Source organism: Pseudomonas sp. C1C7 (assembly GCF_013359595.1).
In the GTDB taxonomy this organism is placed as follows: Bacteria; Pseudomonadota; Gammaproteobacteria; order Pseudomonadales; family Pseudomonadaceae; genus Aquipseudomonas.
This window is the reverse complement of the sequence record NZ_JABFMP010000039.1, coordinates 20,324-35,490: the sequence shown is the minus strand read 5'-3', so window position 1 is coordinate 35,490 and position 15,167 is coordinate 20,324. Positions and strand designations below refer to the sequence as shown.

General features: G+C 62.7%; 16 protein-coding genes. 6 read left to right on the top strand and 10 right to left on the bottom strand.

Annotation, left to right across the window (positions count from 1 at the left end; genetic code table 11):
• Positions 1-124: 124 nt before the first annotated feature.
• Genes HNO86_RS25110 through HNO86_RS25095 form a run of 4 tightly spaced genes read left to right on the top strand, consistent with a single transcriptional unit; the run spans position 125 to position 3,276 of the window.
• Complete coding sequence (locus HNO86_RS25110; RefSeq protein ID WP_175379615.1) at positions 125-1,522, top strand: COG3014 family protein; 1,398 nt, start codon at positions 125-127, stop codon at positions 1,520-1,522.
• Between the two features lie 15 nt (positions 1,523-1,537).
• On the top strand, positions 1,538-1,909 hold the full coding sequence (locus HNO86_RS25105) for a YcfL family protein (protein ID WP_175379614.1): 372 nt from the start codon (positions 1,538-1,540) through the stop codon (positions 1,907-1,909).
• Between the two features lie 35 nt (positions 1,910-1,944).
• Positions 1,945-2,532: a penicillin-binding protein activator LpoB gene (gene lpoB / locus HNO86_RS25100; RefSeq protein ID WP_175379613.1), complete on the top strand. Its 588-nt coding sequence runs from the start codon at positions 1,945-1,947 to the stop codon at positions 2,530-2,532.
• Positions 2,533-2,535: 3 nt separating this feature from the next.
• A complete protein-coding gene (locus HNO86_RS25095) occupies positions 2,536-3,276 on the top strand; it encodes a penicillin-binding protein activator LpoB (RefSeq protein ID WP_175379612.1) in 741 nt (246 codons plus the stop codon).
• Positions 3,277-3,492: 216 nt separating this feature from the next.
• On the opposite strand, the gene rhtB is transcribed toward HNO86_RS25095, so the two are convergent.
• The 3 genes from rhtB to HNO86_RS25080 form a co-directional block, all read right to left on the bottom strand.
• Positions 3,493-4,125 (bottom strand): homoserine/homoserine lactone efflux protein, encoded by a 633-nt coding sequence (gene rhtB / locus HNO86_RS25090; RefSeq protein WP_175379611.1) that lies wholly within the window; start codon positions 4,123-4,125, stop codon positions 3,493-3,495.
• Positions 4,126-4,290: 165 nt separating this feature from the next.
• Positions 4,291-4,872 (bottom strand): mechanosensitive ion channel family protein, encoded by a 582-nt coding sequence (locus HNO86_RS25085; RefSeq protein ID WP_175379610.1) that lies wholly within the window; start codon positions 4,870-4,872, stop codon positions 4,291-4,293.
• Positions 4,872-6,782 carry an ATP-binding cassette domain-containing protein gene (locus HNO86_RS25080; protein ID WP_175379609.1) on the bottom strand — a complete coding sequence of 637 codons (1,911 nt, stop codon included), beginning with the start codon at positions 6,780-6,782 and terminating at the stop codon, positions 4,872-4,874. Before HNO86_RS25080 ends, HNO86_RS25085 begins: the two co-directional genes overlap by 1 nt.
• Before the next feature lie 50 nt (positions 6,783-6,832).
• On the opposite strand from HNO86_RS25080, the gene HNO86_RS25075 reads away from it, so the two are divergent.
• Positions 6,833-7,297, top strand: a complete 465-nt coding sequence (locus HNO86_RS25075) for a TIGR02444 family protein (RefSeq protein ID WP_175379608.1) — start codon at positions 6,833-6,835, stop codon at positions 7,295-7,297.
• Here HNO86_RS25075 and HNO86_RS25070 read toward each other — a convergent pair.
• Positions 7,294-8,565, bottom strand: a complete 1,272-nt coding sequence (locus HNO86_RS25070; protein ID WP_175379607.1) for an AlgP family protein — start codon at positions 8,563-8,565, stop codon at positions 7,294-7,296. The genes HNO86_RS25075 and HNO86_RS25070 overlap by 4 nt on opposite strands.
• Positions 8,566-8,757: 192 nt before the next feature.
• Between HNO86_RS25070 and HNO86_RS25065 the strand changes: the two genes are divergently transcribed.
• A complete protein-coding gene (locus tag HNO86_RS25065) occupies positions 8,758-9,423 on the top strand; it encodes an FKBP-type peptidyl-prolyl cis-trans isomerase (protein WP_175379606.1) in 666 nt (221 codons plus the stop codon).
• 60 nt (positions 9,424-9,483) lie between these two features.
• Here HNO86_RS25065 and rsd read toward each other — a convergent pair whose 3' ends face one another.
• From rsd to hemC, 6 genes are all read right to left on the bottom strand, one after another.
• Positions 9,484-9,942, bottom strand: coding sequence for a sigma D regulator (gene rsd, locus HNO86_RS25060; protein ID WP_175379605.1), 459 nt, complete (start codon positions 9,940-9,942; stop codon positions 9,484-9,486).
• Between the two features lie 174 nt (positions 9,943-10,116).
• On the bottom strand, positions 10,117-10,668 hold the full coding sequence (locus HNO86_RS25055) for a disulfide bond formation protein B (RefSeq protein ID WP_175379604.1): 552 nt from the start codon (positions 10,666-10,668) through the stop codon (positions 10,117-10,119).
• 389 nt (positions 10,669-11,057) lie between these two features.
• Complete coding sequence (locus tag HNO86_RS25050; RefSeq protein WP_175379603.1) at positions 11,058-12,296, bottom strand: heme biosynthesis protein HemY; 1,239 nt, start codon at positions 12,294-12,296, stop codon at positions 11,058-11,060.
• Positions 12,293-13,435: a uroporphyrinogen-III C-methyltransferase gene (locus tag HNO86_RS25045; protein ID WP_175379602.1), complete on the bottom strand. Its 1,143-nt coding sequence runs from the start codon at positions 13,433-13,435 to the stop codon at positions 12,293-12,295. The genes HNO86_RS25050 and HNO86_RS25045 overlap by 4 nt, the downstream gene beginning before the upstream one ends.
• Before the next feature lie 16 nt (positions 13,436-13,451).
• Complete coding sequence (locus HNO86_RS25040; protein ID WP_175379601.1) at positions 13,452-14,219, bottom strand: uroporphyrinogen-III synthase; 768 nt, start codon at positions 14,217-14,219, stop codon at positions 13,452-13,454.
• The gene (gene hemC, locus HNO86_RS25035) at positions 14,216-15,157 is read right to left on the bottom strand and encodes a hydroxymethylbilane synthase (protein ID WP_175379600.1); all 942 of its coding nucleotides are present in this window, start codon (positions 15,155-15,157) and stop codon (positions 14,216-14,218) included. Before hemC ends, HNO86_RS25040 begins: the two co-directional genes overlap by 4 nt.
• Between the last annotated feature and the right edge of the window lie 10 nt (positions 15,158-15,167).

Sequence of the window (15,167 nt, the reverse complement as noted above, 5' to 3'; positions counted from 1 at the left end):
TGACGACGCGGCATCCAAGCTCCTCTTTCACGAGGAACTGGCAGGAAGCCGAACCACTTGCCAGTAGGTCCCAACAGCCCGACCAGCGACTGCGGCTGCATTCATTCAGGGAAGAAGCACCGTTATGGCCTCCCGCGCCCTTACCGCGATCGCGCTCAGCGCCGTCACTTTGATTTCCGGCTGTTCGGCCTTTCGCAACTACGATTCCGAGCTGGCCCAGACCAACCAGCAACTGGCCTCCGGCAACGTCGATGCCGCCCTGTCCCTGCTGGAAAAGAACAACACCGGCGAAAACAAAGACCTGCTCTATTACTTCGAGAAAGGTGAGTTGCTGCGCGCCAAGGGCGACCTGTCCGGCAGCCAGAACGCCTGGACCAGCGCCGATCAGGTGGTGGGTCAGTGGGAAGATTCGGTCAAGCTCGATACCGACAAGTACCTGGCCCAGTTCGGCAGCTTCCTGGTCAACGACAAGGTTCGCCGTTACGAAGGCTACGACTACGAAAAAGTCATGCTGACCACGCAGATGGCCCTCAATCTGCTGGCGCTGAATGACTTCGACGGCGCCCGTACCGCCATCAAGAGAACCCACGAGCGCGAAGCGGTGATCGCCGAGCTGCGCGACAAGGAATACCTCAAGAGTGAGGAAGAGGCCGAGAAAGAAGGCATCACCACCCAGTACAAGGACCTGCAGGGTTACCCGGTCGCCAGCCTCGATGCGCCGGAAGTGGTGAGCCTGAAGAACAGCTACCAGAGTGCGTTCAGCCATTACCTGGCCGGTTTCGTCTATGAAGCCCTGGGTGAGAAAGACCTGGCCGCACCGGGCTATCGCAAGGCCGCCGAACTGCGCCCGAACACGCCGTTGCTGGAGCAGGCGTTGAAGGATCTGGACAAGAAAAGCGCCAAGGATGAAGACAGCGACATCCTGATCGTCGTGCAAAGCGGCCTGGCGCCGACCCGTGACTCGATCCGGGTGCCGTTGCCCCTGCCGATCAGCGGCAACGTCGTGATCACCCCGCTGTCGTTCCCGATCATCAAGCCTGACACCTCCACCGCGACCTTCGCCCAGATCGGCGTGGACGGTCAGCAACTGAACCTGACCCAGCTCAACAGCACCACCGCCATGTCCCAGCGCGCCCTGCGTGACGACATGCCGGGCATCATCGTGCGCACCACCGTGCGCGCGGTCAGCCGTGGCGTGGCGCAGAAGAAGATCAACGAAACCAACCCGCTGGCGGGTCTGGCGGTCGGTATCACTTCAGCGGTGCTCGAAGGTGCCGATACCCGTACGTGGCGCACGCTGCCGGACAACACCCAGGTGGTGCGCCTGCGCCTGAAGAAGGGCGAGCACCAGATCGCGCTGCCGAACGCCGTCGGTGGCACGACGGTGAAAGTCACTGTCGATCAACGCTACCAGGTCATCAGCCTGCGCGCCGTGGGCAATCAGGTATTCGCCAGCGGCGTCGCCGCCCATGTGATCCCGAGCGCCAGCCCGATCGCCGTGGCCAGCCTCGCCAAACCTTAAGAACGGAGTCTTTGCATGCGTTTGAAATTCATCGCGGTCCTGGGCCTGGCCCTGTTGACCGGCTGCGCCACCCCACCGCCACCGGAGCCGGGCAGCGCCGCCAGCAAGGTCGTGGCCATGGGCAAACTGAAGAACATCGTGGTCGGCGCCATGCGCGTGGCCCGGGAAAACGGCTTCATGACGGTCAATGCGCAGCTGAGCAACACCAGCTACAACAACAAGACCTTCTACTACCGCTTTGCCTGGCTCGGCCCTGAAGGCTTCCCGGTGGCCGAAGAAGAAGTCTGGAAAAGCCAGATGATGTACGGCGAACAGACCAGCTTCATCCAGGCGATTGCGCCGACTGCCAAAGCCGTGGACTTCCGCCTGGAAATCAAGACGCCTTGAGCCCAACCTCCCTATTCGTTTCAGAGAGCATTCCCATGTTTGCACGCTTTTCCTGCATCGCCGTCCTCGCCCTGCTCGCCAGCGGTTGCGCCAACACCTCGCCGACCCTGGGCAGCAAGAACATCAGCTACGGCGACACCAAGGCCGTTGAAACCGTCACCAACGAGTTCGGTTCGACCGACCTGCAAATGATCGCCGAGTCCATGACCCGCTCCCTGGCCCAGTCGGGCACGCTGCAGGGGCGTCCGGTGGTTCAGGTCTATGACGTGAAGAACAAGACCAGCGAGTACATCGACACCCGCGAAATCACCACCAGCATCAAGACCCAGCTGATGAAGTCCGGCACCGCCCGCTTCGCCAGCGACAACACCCAGATGCAGAGCCAGGTCGACCAGCTGAAGCTGCAGAACCAGAGCGGCCTGTACAAGAAGAGCACCGTGGCCAAGACCGGCAACATGATCGCCGCCAAGTACCGCCTGGAAGGCTCGATCAGCTCGATCGTCAAGCGCAGCAGCGACTACAAGGACGTCTTCTACAAATTCAGCCTGCAATTGATCGACGTCGAAAGCGGTCTGGCCGAGTGGATGGACGAGAAAGAGATCCGCAAAACCACGGAGCGTTAATCGATGCGCACATGGATTGGCATGATGGCCCTGGCTTGCGCGTTCAGCGCGCAGGCGGCCCCGAAAGTCGCGGTGACCGACCTGGCGTACCAGGAGCGCGTGGAGCAGTACATTCACGTCGTCTCGGCCCAGAACAACTTCCAGGCGAGTCACTACAGCGCCAGCGGTTCTTCGAGCTACAACGAAATCGAAGCCACCAGCAGCTACATCGAACAGGGTGAACTGCGTAAATTCACCGGCGACATCAAGGGTGAAATGCTGCGCACCGGCATGTTCCAGCTGGTGCAGGGCACGCCTTACACCGCCTCATCCAAGGGTGACGTCTACGACGTGATCAAGCGGATCAAGGCCGGCAACTTCAAGGGCGCCGACTACGTGCTGTTCGGCACCGTCTCGGACATCGACTTCACCCGCGACGTGACCGAACTGGCCAACACCGACAGCCATTCGGCGGTGCTGGCGTTGACCCTCGTGGCCGATTTCAGCCTGATCAACACCCGGACCTATGAAATCACCTCGGCCTTCACGGCGATGGGCGAAGGCCAGGACACCAAACTGGTGAACGGTCGTGATATCAAGGTTTCGCTGAACCGCCCACGGGTGGTTCGCGAGGTGTCCAAGGCGTTGGGTGAGGATGTGGCGGCGCAACTGAGCCAGCAGCTTGGCGGCGGCTACGAGCAGCCGGGGCAGGCGCCGTTGCGTAACAACCTGCCGCAGGATACGGCGCCGGTCATCCTGCGCTAGCCAAGCCAGCGCAGGACCTGTTGCAGCTGGCGCAGCCTGCGTCCGGCTGCGAAGCAGTCGTGAAATCAGCCAACGCGGTGTGCCAGGAAAATCGCGCACTCAGGTTTTGCGACTACTGCGCAGCCGGACGCAGGCTTCGCCAGCTGCTACAGGTTTCGTGATCCTTGAAATGAAAAAGGCGACCTGAAAAGGTCGCCTTTTTTTGTGCCCGCCGCTTCAGACCGCCGCTTTGCGCAACGTCGCCATGAACGCCGCCGCGCCAATGAACAGCCCGGCAAAGGTACGGTTCATGCGTTTCTGCTGCTTCGGCGTGCGCAGCATGCGCAGCACCTTGGAGGCCAGCCCGGTGTAGCCGGCCATGACGATCAGGTCGACGCAGATCATGGTCACGCCGATGATCAGGTACTGGATCAGCAGCGGTGCGTGCGGGTCGATGAACTGCGGCAGTACCGCCAGCATGAACACCAGGGCCTTGGGGTTGCTGACGTTGACCAGGAAGCCACGGAACACCAGGGCCATTGGCTTGCCGATCTGGCGGACGGCCGCGTCATCGCTCATGTCGCTGGGCAGCGCGCGCCATTGCTTGATGGCAAGGTAGACCAGGTAGGCCACACCGAACCATTTGATCGCGTAGAAAGCGGTGGCCGAGGCAGTGAGGATCGCGCCCACACCGGCGCCGACGATGGCAATTTGCAGCGCCAGGCCCAGTTGCAGGCCCAGGGCGTTCCAGTAGCCGCGCCAGAAACCGTATTGCAGACCGCTGGACATCGACGCAATGGCGCCGGCACCGGGAGAAAGGCTGATCACCCAGCAGGCGGCAAAAAACGCCAGCCATGTTTGAAGCTCCAATGCACACCTCGACTCAGACTCGTAACAAACGTCTAAGCTAATGCGGCTTTGGGCTGGTGACTACTGATTTTTTGCAGGATGTGTCGAGCGCCGACGGGCGTGGGCGGCCTTCAGGGCCCTATCGCGAGCAGGCTCGCGATAGCAATAGTTCAGACAACAGAAGGCTTACTTCTCAAACCCGCTGGAGGGGAACACATCAGTCCCCCGCCAACGCCGAACCGACCGTTGAAAGAACAGACTGTTAGGCACCTGCACCATCGCACTCCCCGTCCCCAGCTCTTCAGCCTCGATCAACGTGGTGTACAGCAGATTGATCGCCACCACCCGCCCCTTCACACCAGGCTTGTCGGTGGTGTCCACCAGCTCCACCACGTCCCCCAGGCGGAACGGGCCAACGGTGAAGATCAGCACCGAGCACAGCAGGTTCGACAGCACGCTCCACATGGCGAAAAACGCCACCGCAGCGACCGCGACAAAGCCGGACAGCGCCGTCCACAGTACCGTGGCCGACACCCCGAGGCGTTCGAGGACGAAGATCAGCGCGCTGCCCATGATCAGCCAGCGCAGGCCGCCACGCAGCGGCATCAGCAATTGCGGCGGGAACGGATAACGCTCGCCCAGCCGGGTCAGGACCTTGGCCACGAAACGCTGGGTCAGGTAGCCGGCCAGCAGGATCAGCAGGATTTGCACGCCGAGCCAGATCGGCTCGACCCACATCGCCGGCAGCGGCAGCTTGAACGCGTCCATCAGGACAGCGACTCCAGCTCCGCCTGCATGCTTTCCAGCAGTTCCAGGGCTGCCATCCAGGCTTCTTCCAGTTCCGCTTCACGCACCTTCAGCTTGGCCTGTTCGGCCAGCAGGTCGCGCAGTTCGTGCTTGCGCAACGGCTCGTAGATATCGCTGTCGCCGAGACTGGCATCGATCTTCGCCAGCTTCTCGTGGAGCTTGCCCAGCTCGGCCTCGAGCTTGTCCGCCTCACGCTTGTGCGGTGCCAGCTGCTGACGCAGAGCGGCCGCCGCCTGACGCTGAGCCTTCTTGTCGGTCTTGTCCGGATTGACCGGTGTGCTGCTGACCGGCGCGTTGCGCTGACGGTAATCCACCAGCCAACGGGTGTAGTCGTCCAGGTCGCCATCGAACTCTTCGACCTTGCCGTCGGCCACCAGGAAGAAGTTGTCGGTGGTGCTCTTGAGCAGGTGACGGTCGTGGGAAACCACCAACACCGCACCGCTGAATTCCTGCAGGGCCATGGTCAGCGCCAGGCGCATTTCCAGGTCCAGGTGGTTGGTCGGTTCGTCGAGCAGCAACAGGTTCGGCCGATCCCAGGCAATCAACGCCAGGGCCAGACGGGCTTTCTCGCCACCGGAGAAATTCAGCACCGGCTCGTCGATCCGCGCGCCACGGAAGTCGAAGCCGCCGAGGAAGTCACGCAGGGTCTGTTCGCGTTCGGTCGGCGCCAGGCGCTGCAAGTGCAGCAACGGGCTGGCCTTGGAATCCAGGGAGTCGAGCTGATGCTGGGCGAAGTAACCGACGACGGTGTTTTCGCCCCGGGTCATGCGCCCGGCCAGCGGCGACAGTTCACCCGCGAGGTTCTTGATCAGGGTCGACTTGCCCGCGCCGTTCGGGCCAAGCAGACCGATCCGCGCACCCGGAGTGAGTTGCAGCTTGACCTTCTCCAGCACGGTCTTCTCGCCGTAACCCAGGCGGGCATCCGACAGGTCGATCAGCGGGCTGGAGATTTTCTGCGACTCGCGGAAGACGAAGTCGAACGGCGAATCGACGTGGGCCGCGGTCAGCTCTTCCATCCGCTCCAGCGCCTTGATCCGGCTCTGGGCCTGACGGGCCTTGGTGGCCTGGGCCTTGAAGCGGGCGATGTAGCTTTCCATGTGCGCGCGCTGCGCCTGCTGCTTCTCGTAGGCCTGTTGCTGCTGGGCCAGACGCTCGGCACGGGCACGCTCGAAGGCGCTGTAGCCACCGCGGTAGAGGGTGATCTTGCGTTGATCGACGTGAGCCACGTGATCGACCACGGCATCGAGGAAGTCGCGGTCGTGGGAGATCAGCATCAAGGTGCCGGGATAGCCCTTGAGCCACTCTTCGAGCCAGATGATGGCGTCGAGGTCCAGGTGGTTGGTCGGCTCGTCGAGCAGCAGCAGGTCCGACGGGCACATCAGCGCCTGCGCCAGGTTCAGGCGCATCCGCCAGCCACCGGAGAAGTCGCCGACCTGGCGATCCATCTGCTCGTTGGTGAAGCCAAGACCGGCCAGCAACTTGCGCGCCCGGGCGTCGGCGGTATAGCCGTCGGCGCTGTCGAGCTCCGAGTGCAGGCGAGCCAGCGCGGCACCGTCATGGGCCGCTTCGGCCGCCGCCAGCTCTCGCTGCACCTGGCGCAGGCGCAGGTCGCCGTCGAGCACATAGTCGACCGCCAGGCGTTCGAGGGTGTCGACCTCCTGGCGCATGTGAGCGATACGCCAGTCGGCCGGCAGGAAGCAGTCGCCCGAATCCGGGTGCAGTTCACCGCGCAGCAAGGCGAACAGGCTCGATTTGCCGGCGCCGTTGGCACCGATGAGGCCGGCTTTCTGGCCGGCGTGCAGGGTCAGCTCGGCGTCTTCTAGCAGACGCTGCGGGCCACGCTGTAAAGTCAGGTTCTGAAGTCGAATCATAATGGCGGCGGAGTCTACCAGCTTCGCTCGCAACTGGCGCGAGTAGCACTATGTCCTCTGACCTGTGGAGCTTTTCCCTGAGCGTTTACGCCCGACCGGGCGTTGAACAGGCCTGCCTGCGATTGCAGTCGGCGGGGCTCAACGTGTGCCTGCTGCTGTGTGCGGCGTGGCTGGGACAGCGCGGTGTTGCCTGCAATACACAACGCTTGCGCGAGCTACGCAGCGTGACATCACCTTGGGACGCCGATGTTGTGCAACCGCTGCGGGCACTGCGCATGCAATGGAAATCCGCCGCTACGGGCGATGCCGATCTGCATGAATTGCGCGAGCGAGTGAAGGCACTGGAACTTGAAGCCGAACGGCGTCTGATCTTGAAACTGGAGCGATCGGCACAAGACTGGCCGCAGGGTGAGGCGACCGATTCAACGGCCTGGCTTGAAGGTGTGGCGGCAGGCGCCGCCCACCTGGACCGCGACGCGCTGCATCAGCTGCGCGTCGCGGCAACCGGCGCTTAGGAAGCGCTGGTTGGGGTGCTGGTGGTGCTCGACGGTGCCGCTGGCGTTGGCGCAGTGGTGGCGGTCGAAGAGGTGACGGCTGACGCTGGTGCGGCTGCAGCAGACGGTGCTGGAGTCGCAGGAGTTGCCGGCTTGGCAGCGGCTGTCGGAGCCGCTGTGGAAGCGGAAGCCGGCTTGGCGGCAGCAACCGGTTTTTTCACTGCAGGCTTGGCTGCGGGTTTTGCCGCGGCTGGTTTCGCTGCTGGTTTCGCTGCTGGCTTGGCAGCAGGTTTGGCTGCCGGTTTTGCAGCGGCGGGTTTAGCCGCAGCAGCTGGTTTGGCTGCCGGTTTCGCCGCAGCAGGTTTTGCTGCAGTGGCTGGCTTGGCGGCTGCAGGTTTCGCAGCAGCGGTTTTAGCAGCCGGTTTAGCGGCGGGTTTTGCAGCGGCAGTTTTGGCAGCTGGCTTGGCAGCGGTTTTAGCCGCGACAGGTTTTGCGGCAGGCTTGGCAGCCGGTTTCGCGGCAGCTGTTTTAGCGGCAGGTTTTGCCGCCGGCTTGGCGGCTGGTTTTGCTGCGGCGGTTTTCGCTGCGGCAGGTTTTGCAGCGGCGGTACGCGCCGCAGGTTTGGCAGCGGCGGTGCGAGCGGCGGCTGGCTTGGCAGCGGTGGTGCGAGCTGCAGGTTTGGCAGCAGCGGTACGCGCGGCGGCTGGCTTGGCAGCCGGTTTTGCTGCTGCGGTTTTAGCGGCTGGTTTGGCAGCGCTGGCAGCGGCAGGTTTTGCTGCGGCTTTCACCGGTGCTTTGGCAACCGGTTTGACGGCAGACTTGGCCGGTGCTTTTGCGGCAGCCGGTTTGGCAGCGGCTTTCTTGGCAGGTGCCGCAGCAGGTTTGGCCGCACGCAGGGACAACGCCTTGCCGACAGCCTCTTGAACACGACCAACGCCCTGAGCCAGTTTCAGGCTTTCCTGAGCGTCACGCTTGAGTTGCAGGATGTAGCCGCGAGTGTCCGACTGACGATCTTTCAGAGCATCGAGCAGGTCCTCGAGTTGCTGCACGGCGTCCTTGGCTTTGGCTTGTGCCTTGGCCTTGCCGGCCGCTGCGGCGTCCTGCAGTTTGGTGCGGGATTTGTGCAGTTTTTCCTGTGCTTTGCCGCGTTGTTTTTCCAGCTTGGCGAGCAGTTTTTCAGCATCAGCCAAGGCTTCCGAACAGGCAGTTTCTAGGTGCTCGAGCAAGCTGCCCGACAGTTGTTGGAGAAGATGCAACGGAGTGTTTACTGGCTTCTTGGTGGCCGACATGATTTACCTCCTGGCTGAAGTGAGTGCGGCTCATACTAGACCTCTGCTGCAACCGCCGCTAGGGCATGTTGACACTATCGAAAGCGTCGTGTTGCAAAGGAGCGAAAAACTTCTTCGCTTGCGCAAAAGCAGTTCACCGAAAAGCACATTCACACTGGCATAATCGCCCGCATTTCAGGTCGGAGAGTGCCCATGTCGCGCTACCTTTTTTTATCGCTGTGCGTGATTTTTTCCGTGGCTCAGGCCGCCGAAAAAACCCAGGAAAATGACGCGCACGATCTCGCCTACAGCCTGGGTGCGAGCCTGGGCGAACGCCTTCGCCAGGAGGTCCCGGATCTGGAGCTGAAGGCTCTGGTCGAAGGGTTGCAGCAAGCCTATCAAGGCAAGCCACTGGCATTGAAAGACGAGCAGATCGAACAGATCCTGTCCGAGCACGAAGCCCGGGTGGCGATGCAGACACCGGCACCGGAAAACCAACTGGCGGTGGAAAACGAAAAACGTTTTCTCGCCGAAGAAAAAGCCAAGCCTGGCGTTCGCGAACTGGCCGATGGAATTCTGCTGACGGAACTGACACCGGGTAACGGCGCCAAGGCCGGACCGAACGCAAAGGTGCAGGTGTTGTACGTCGGTCGCCTGCCTGACGGCACCGTGTTCGACCAGAACAATCAGCCGCAGTGGTTCAGTCTCGACAGCGTGATCAGTGGCTGGCGCAGTGCGTTGCAACAGATGCCGGTCGGGGCGAAATGGCGTCTGGTGATTCCTTCGGCGCAGGCCTATGGCGCCGACGGTGCGGGCGACCTGATCGCACCGTTCACGCCACTGGTGTTCGAAGTCGAATTGCGCGGTGCGACCGGCTGATTGCACAAATGAAAAACGGTGCGCCGTGGCGCACCGTTTTCGTGTCTCGCAAAACGCGGTTCAGACCTGAACCGAGTCTTCTGCCTTGTGAGCGGTGTGCAGCACTTCGATCAGGCAATCTTCCAGTTCGAAGCGTTCGTGCAACAGGCCGCCGAGCTCCTTGAATTTCTCCGCGACGCATTTGCCTTCATCACACAGATCGTTGAAAGCCAGGAGCTTCTCGGTGATGACGTCGATGCGTGGGTAGAGGGTTTCGGCGAGTTCCAGGCCGCGCTTGTCGTTGAAGGCCTTGGCCTCCCCGGTCAGCTGTTCGTAGATTTCGAAGTGGCCGGCCGACACGTAATCGACCAGAACGCCGCAGAACTCCTGCAAGGGTTTGCGACTTTCACTCAGCGCTGCGGGCTCTGCGCCAAGCGCATCATAGGCCCCGATCAGTTCTCGACGCTCCTGCAACCAGCGATCGATCAGCAGGTGCACTCCACCCCAGCGTTCCTGAGCATTCTGACAACTTTCGAGCATGGTGATCTCTCTTCCCTTTTGGGTCAGCTGCTCTATGCCCGTTCGCCTCTTGTATTGGGCGTTCGGGGCAGAGCGTCATCGAGCAAGACAAAATTCCAATGACACGTGCGGGCCAGATTATGCCCGCAGGACTGAGGCTTCAAGGTACGCAGGCGATAAAGTTCATACAAGTGTTTAATCATTCAACAGGGCTTGCTGCGACGACTCGCCGCCGAGCGGTCGCCTGATGGCGAGCCAGACAAGTCGCAGGAGCTGGTAAACGGCCAGAATCGACATCGCGACGAAGAACAGCAGGCTCCACTCGGGGATGCTCAGATCCAGCAGCGTCCAGGAGCGCTGGGTGCAGTCGAAGGCACCTTTGAATAGTTGCTGCACGACACACAGCCACGGCTCGGCAGCGAACAGCTCTGAGAGGTTTGAAGCACACCCCGCCAATGGCTGCGCCGGATTGCCTTGCAGCAGCACCTGCCGCCCGGCCGTGAGCGTACCCGCGAGGCTGCTGAGAAGACCGAGCAGCCAATAGAGAGAGGAGCCGACGCGACCGGGGCCCTGCACCGCCGCCATCAGGCAGATGCCCGTCAGCAGTGCCAGGCAAATCCGTTGCAACAGGCACAGGCCGCAGGGGTTCAGGCCGATGGAATATTCCAGGTAGTAGGACACGCCCAGGACCAGGGCGCCCGCAACGAAGACCGTGAAAAACAAGGAGCGTGTGCAGGCCAAAGACATGGCTTTTCCGTAACAGTTGGGACCGACGGCTACGGTAGAGGAAAGCGCTTTGGCGTTTCAAGGCGGGTTGCTTGGGACAGTTCAGCAGGGATGTAGGGAAATCCCAACACGAGACAGAGGAATAGGCGAAACCCTCTGTAGGACTTTGCTGATGAGACTGTAGGAAGGCAAAAACAGGGCAAATTTCACCCCTCAGAACCACACAATTCCTGTAGCAGCTGGCGCAGCCTGCATCCGGCTGCGAAGCAGACACTTTAAGGTTTGGAACCGGTGTTGAATGGTCTACGACTGCTGCGCAGCCGGACGCAGGCTGCGCCAGCTGCTACATGTACCGCGGCGTACGCAGAACCTGTAGCAGCTGCCGAAGGCTGCGTCCGGCGGCTACAGGATCATGCGCGAGCAGGTACGGGCAGCGGTGCGGCGAGCAGGCGCTCGTCCAGCAACCCAAGACCTTCCTGGAACAGCTGGTTGCTGCGTTCGGTATCACCCATCTGCGCCAGCAGCCGTGCCAGTTCGGCACAGGCTTCCGGGTTGCGCTCCATGTGCAGACTGCGCTCCAGATAGTCCCGGGCCTTGCCCCACAGGCTGCTTTGCAGGCACAGGCGACCCAGGGTCAGCAGCAGACCGGAATCGGCGGGATGCTCCTTGAGCCAGCCCTCGGCAAGGTGCAGTTGACGCGCCGGATCGCTACCGCGAACCAGCCCGTAGAGACGCGCCAGGTGACTGTCGTAGTGACGTTTGAGCGCGTTGCGCAAGACCTCTTCAGCCTCCACCTGCGCCCCCAGTTGCCGCAGTTGCTCGGCGTAGGCGAGTACCAGCTGCGGTTCCTGCCGTTGTGGCGAGGTCAGCTGCTCCCAGGCGCTCTTGAGTGATTGCAGGCCGACAGCCCCTTCGCCTTCACGCTGAGCCGCCAGGGAAAGATTCTTGCCCCAGGCACGACGCTCCAGATCTGCCAGCTCGGCTGCGGACAGGACCTTGTCCTTGCGCAGTTCCGGCAGCAGACGAATCACCGCCGACCACTCGCCTCGCAGCTGATGCAGGCGCTGCAACTGACGCAGCACCTGCGCGTTATGCGGATGACGCTCACGCATCGCCTGCAGGGTCGTCAGGGCGCCTTCGGTATCGCCACGGTCGGTCTGCAATTGCGCGTGGTTCAACGCAATCGCAAGCTCAGCCTGAGGCTGGCGCTCCAGAGCGCGTTCGAGCAGGTTGTCGCTCTCTTCGTAATTGCCCTGCTCGTTCGCCGCACGGGCCGCGCCGAGGTAATACAGCAGCGGCTGGCGTTCGGCTTCCGCGGCCCGATGCAGATGACGTTGCGCACTGGCCCAGCGACCTTCGGCCAGGTCCATCTGACCATGCTCGATCGCCACCTGCACCCGGCGACTGCGGTTGCGCCGCGACCAGGGATTGACCACGCCGCCGGACGTCAGCACCAGTTCGATCAACGCCTTGATGCCCCAGATGACCAGCCACAGGACCGCTACCAAAGCCAGGGTCGCCCACAGGCTCGACTCGTAACGAAAGCTCTTATAAGCGATCAGCACGTAACCGGAATGCTCGGCAATCGCCAACCCCAGCGCCGCCGCGGCGGCGATGACCAGAAACAGGATCACATACAGGCGCTTCATGGCGTGGTCTCCTGCGCAGTGCTTGCGGCAGGCTTGGGCAGAGGTTTGATCGCGTCCTCGGCATTGACGTTGCGACGCTCCAGATAGCCTTGCACGGCGCTCAGCGTGCCGGTCAGGTCCGGGGTGACCACGGTGACCGGTTGCTTGCTCAGCTCCGCCACCTGATCGAGCATCACTTTGCTCTGCGCGTTGTCCGGGTTGAAGTTGCCCTTGAGCACGTCACGCGCCTCGTCCAGCGCCTGGGTGTAAACCGCCGCCTGGCCGTTGAGCGCAGCCCACTGCGCCTGCTCCAGCGCCAGACTCAGCGCCAGACGCACCTGACTCAGGCTCTGCCCGGCAAGCAACGGACGGACGTTTTTGTCGGCATTGAAATCGATGCGGATGTAACGCGAGATCTGATCCCACCATTGCGCCCAGCGACTGGCGCCGTCACCGTCGGCGGTCAGACCGAGCAGGGACTCGCCACGGTCCTTGTATTCGGGCGCCAGTTCGGTGAGACCGGTCACCTGTTCGCGCAGGGCGCCCAGGCGCAGGAACAGGCCGGTGCGATCCGGCTGATCGGTGCTGCGCAAGGCCACCAGGGTCTTGGCCACCTGTTCGCGGGCGGCGAAGGAACCCGGATCGTTTTGCTCGCGCAGAATGTCGTCGGCGCCCTGGACCAGGGCCTGGGCGCTGCTGATGTCCTGCAACGCGGACAGACGCAGGCTGGCCAGTCTCAGCAAGTGCTCGGCCTCGGCCAGGCGCCAGTCCTTGCGGCTGGCGCCGAGGACGGTTTCCAGACGCTGATTGAGTCGCTGCTGATCGCCCTGCAACTGCACCACCAGACGGCTGCGCTCTTCCAGCACGTCGGCGCCGGGCAGTTGCTCCAGACGCGCGCTCAGGCGCTGCTCATTGAGCTTCAGGCTCTGCGCCTCATCGCTCAAAGCCTGCACCTGGCTCAACTGCTGCTGGTTGGTCGCCTGCAAGTGGCGCACCTGCCAGACTCCCCAGCCGCCCACCGCAACACCGGCGGCGCCGAGCAAGAGCGCGACGACGGCCAGGCCATTGCCTCGGCGCGGCTCTGTGGCAGGAGGTGGAGTTTCAATCGGCGCATCCAGTACTGGCCGGACGTCTTCTTTAGGCAAGGCTGTTTCGCTCACGTATCCATCCTTTGCATTAGTAAACGGGTACGGGATGCTCCCGTAGCGCCGTCAGCAAAGCCGCGGCACTGGCGCCACGACAATCCACAACTGTCAGGGCGCCGGCGGCACGTGCCAGCTCGGCAACCCTGGGACTTGGTACAAACAACGGCAACCGCGCCAATTGCGGCCAGGCATCGCCAGCCAATTGATGCAGGTGCTCAAAACCCTGTCCACTGCTGACCACCAGTGCATTCAGGCGTTCCGCACGGATCCGTTCCGGCAGCGCCGCAGGTAAGTATTGCGGCAGCTCGCGGCGGTACAACTCCAGATAATCGACACTAGCACCTAGCTCGCGCAAGCGCTCAGCCAGCAGCTCGCGACCGCCCTCGCCGCGCATGATCAGCACCCGTGGATCGGGCCGGGCAATGGCCTCGCGCAGGTTCGCCAGTTCGAGCAAGGCTTCGCTGTCATCGCCGTCTTGCGGGAAGCTCACATCCAGGCTGCGATCCTGGAGAATCTGCGCGGTCGCAGAGCCGACGCTGAACCACTTCACAGATGGCGTCTGCGGGTAAAAGCGATCGAGCAATTCGATGCCCATCCGCGCGGCCGGCTTGCTGACCACGATCACCGCACAATAGCGATCCAGCCCCTGGATCACCTCGCGCATTGTGTCAGAGGCAGGGATCGGCACGATGTCCAAAAGCGGCAAGCTGCTGCTGAAAATCCCCTGCGCGGCCAGCACTTCGCTCAGCGCCGCCGACTCATCCGCCGGACGCGTCAGCAGCAGGCGCCAGTCGGTCACTCGTGACCTGCCTCGCCATAGACCGCCTTGAGAATGTCGGCGGCGCCCTGGTTCAGCAGGTCTTCGGCCACTTTCACACCCAGGGATTCGGCATCGCCACGGGGCGCACGCGCCTGGGCGCTGAGCAGCAGGCCGCCATTGGGATCGCCCACCAGCCCGCGCAACCAGACCTGCTCGCCTTCGAGCACGGCGTAGCAGGCGATCGGCACCTGGCAGCCGCCATTGAGGTGTTTGTTGAGGGCACGTTCGGCGGTCACGCGGGTCGCGGTGTCATGGTGATGCAGCGGCGCCAGCAGCGCGTGGATTTCGCTGTCACCGCTGCGGCACTCGATGCCGACCGCGCCTTGGCCACCGGCCGGCAGGCTGTCGTCGACACTGATGGCCGAGGTGATGCGATCTTCGAAACCCAGGCGGATCAAGCCGGCGGACGCCAGGATGATCGCGTCGTAATCGCCGGCATCCAGCTTGGCCAGTCGCGTGTTGACGTTGCCACGCAGGAAGCGGATTTCCAGATCCGGGCGACGGGTCAGCAGTTGCGCCTGGCGACGCAGGCTCGAGGTGCCGACGATGCTGCCTGGCGGCAAGGCATCGAGGCTGGCATAGGTATTGGAGACGAACGCGTCACGCGGGTCTTCGCGCTCGCAGATACAGAACAGGCCCAGGCCTTGGGGGAAGTCCATCGGCACGTCCTTCATGGAGTGCACGGCGATGTCGGCTTCGTCTTCCAGCAGCGCGGTTTCCAGCTCCTTGACGAACAGGCCCTTGCCACCGATTTTCGACAACGGCGAGTCGAGCAGCTTGTCGCCGCGACTGACCATCGGAACCAGGGTCACGAGCAGGCCCGGATGGGCCTCTTCCAGACGGGCTTTAACGTATTCGGCCTGCCACAGGGCAAGAGCGCTTTTACGGGTGGCGATGCGGATTTGGCGAGTGGACATGGATCAATCC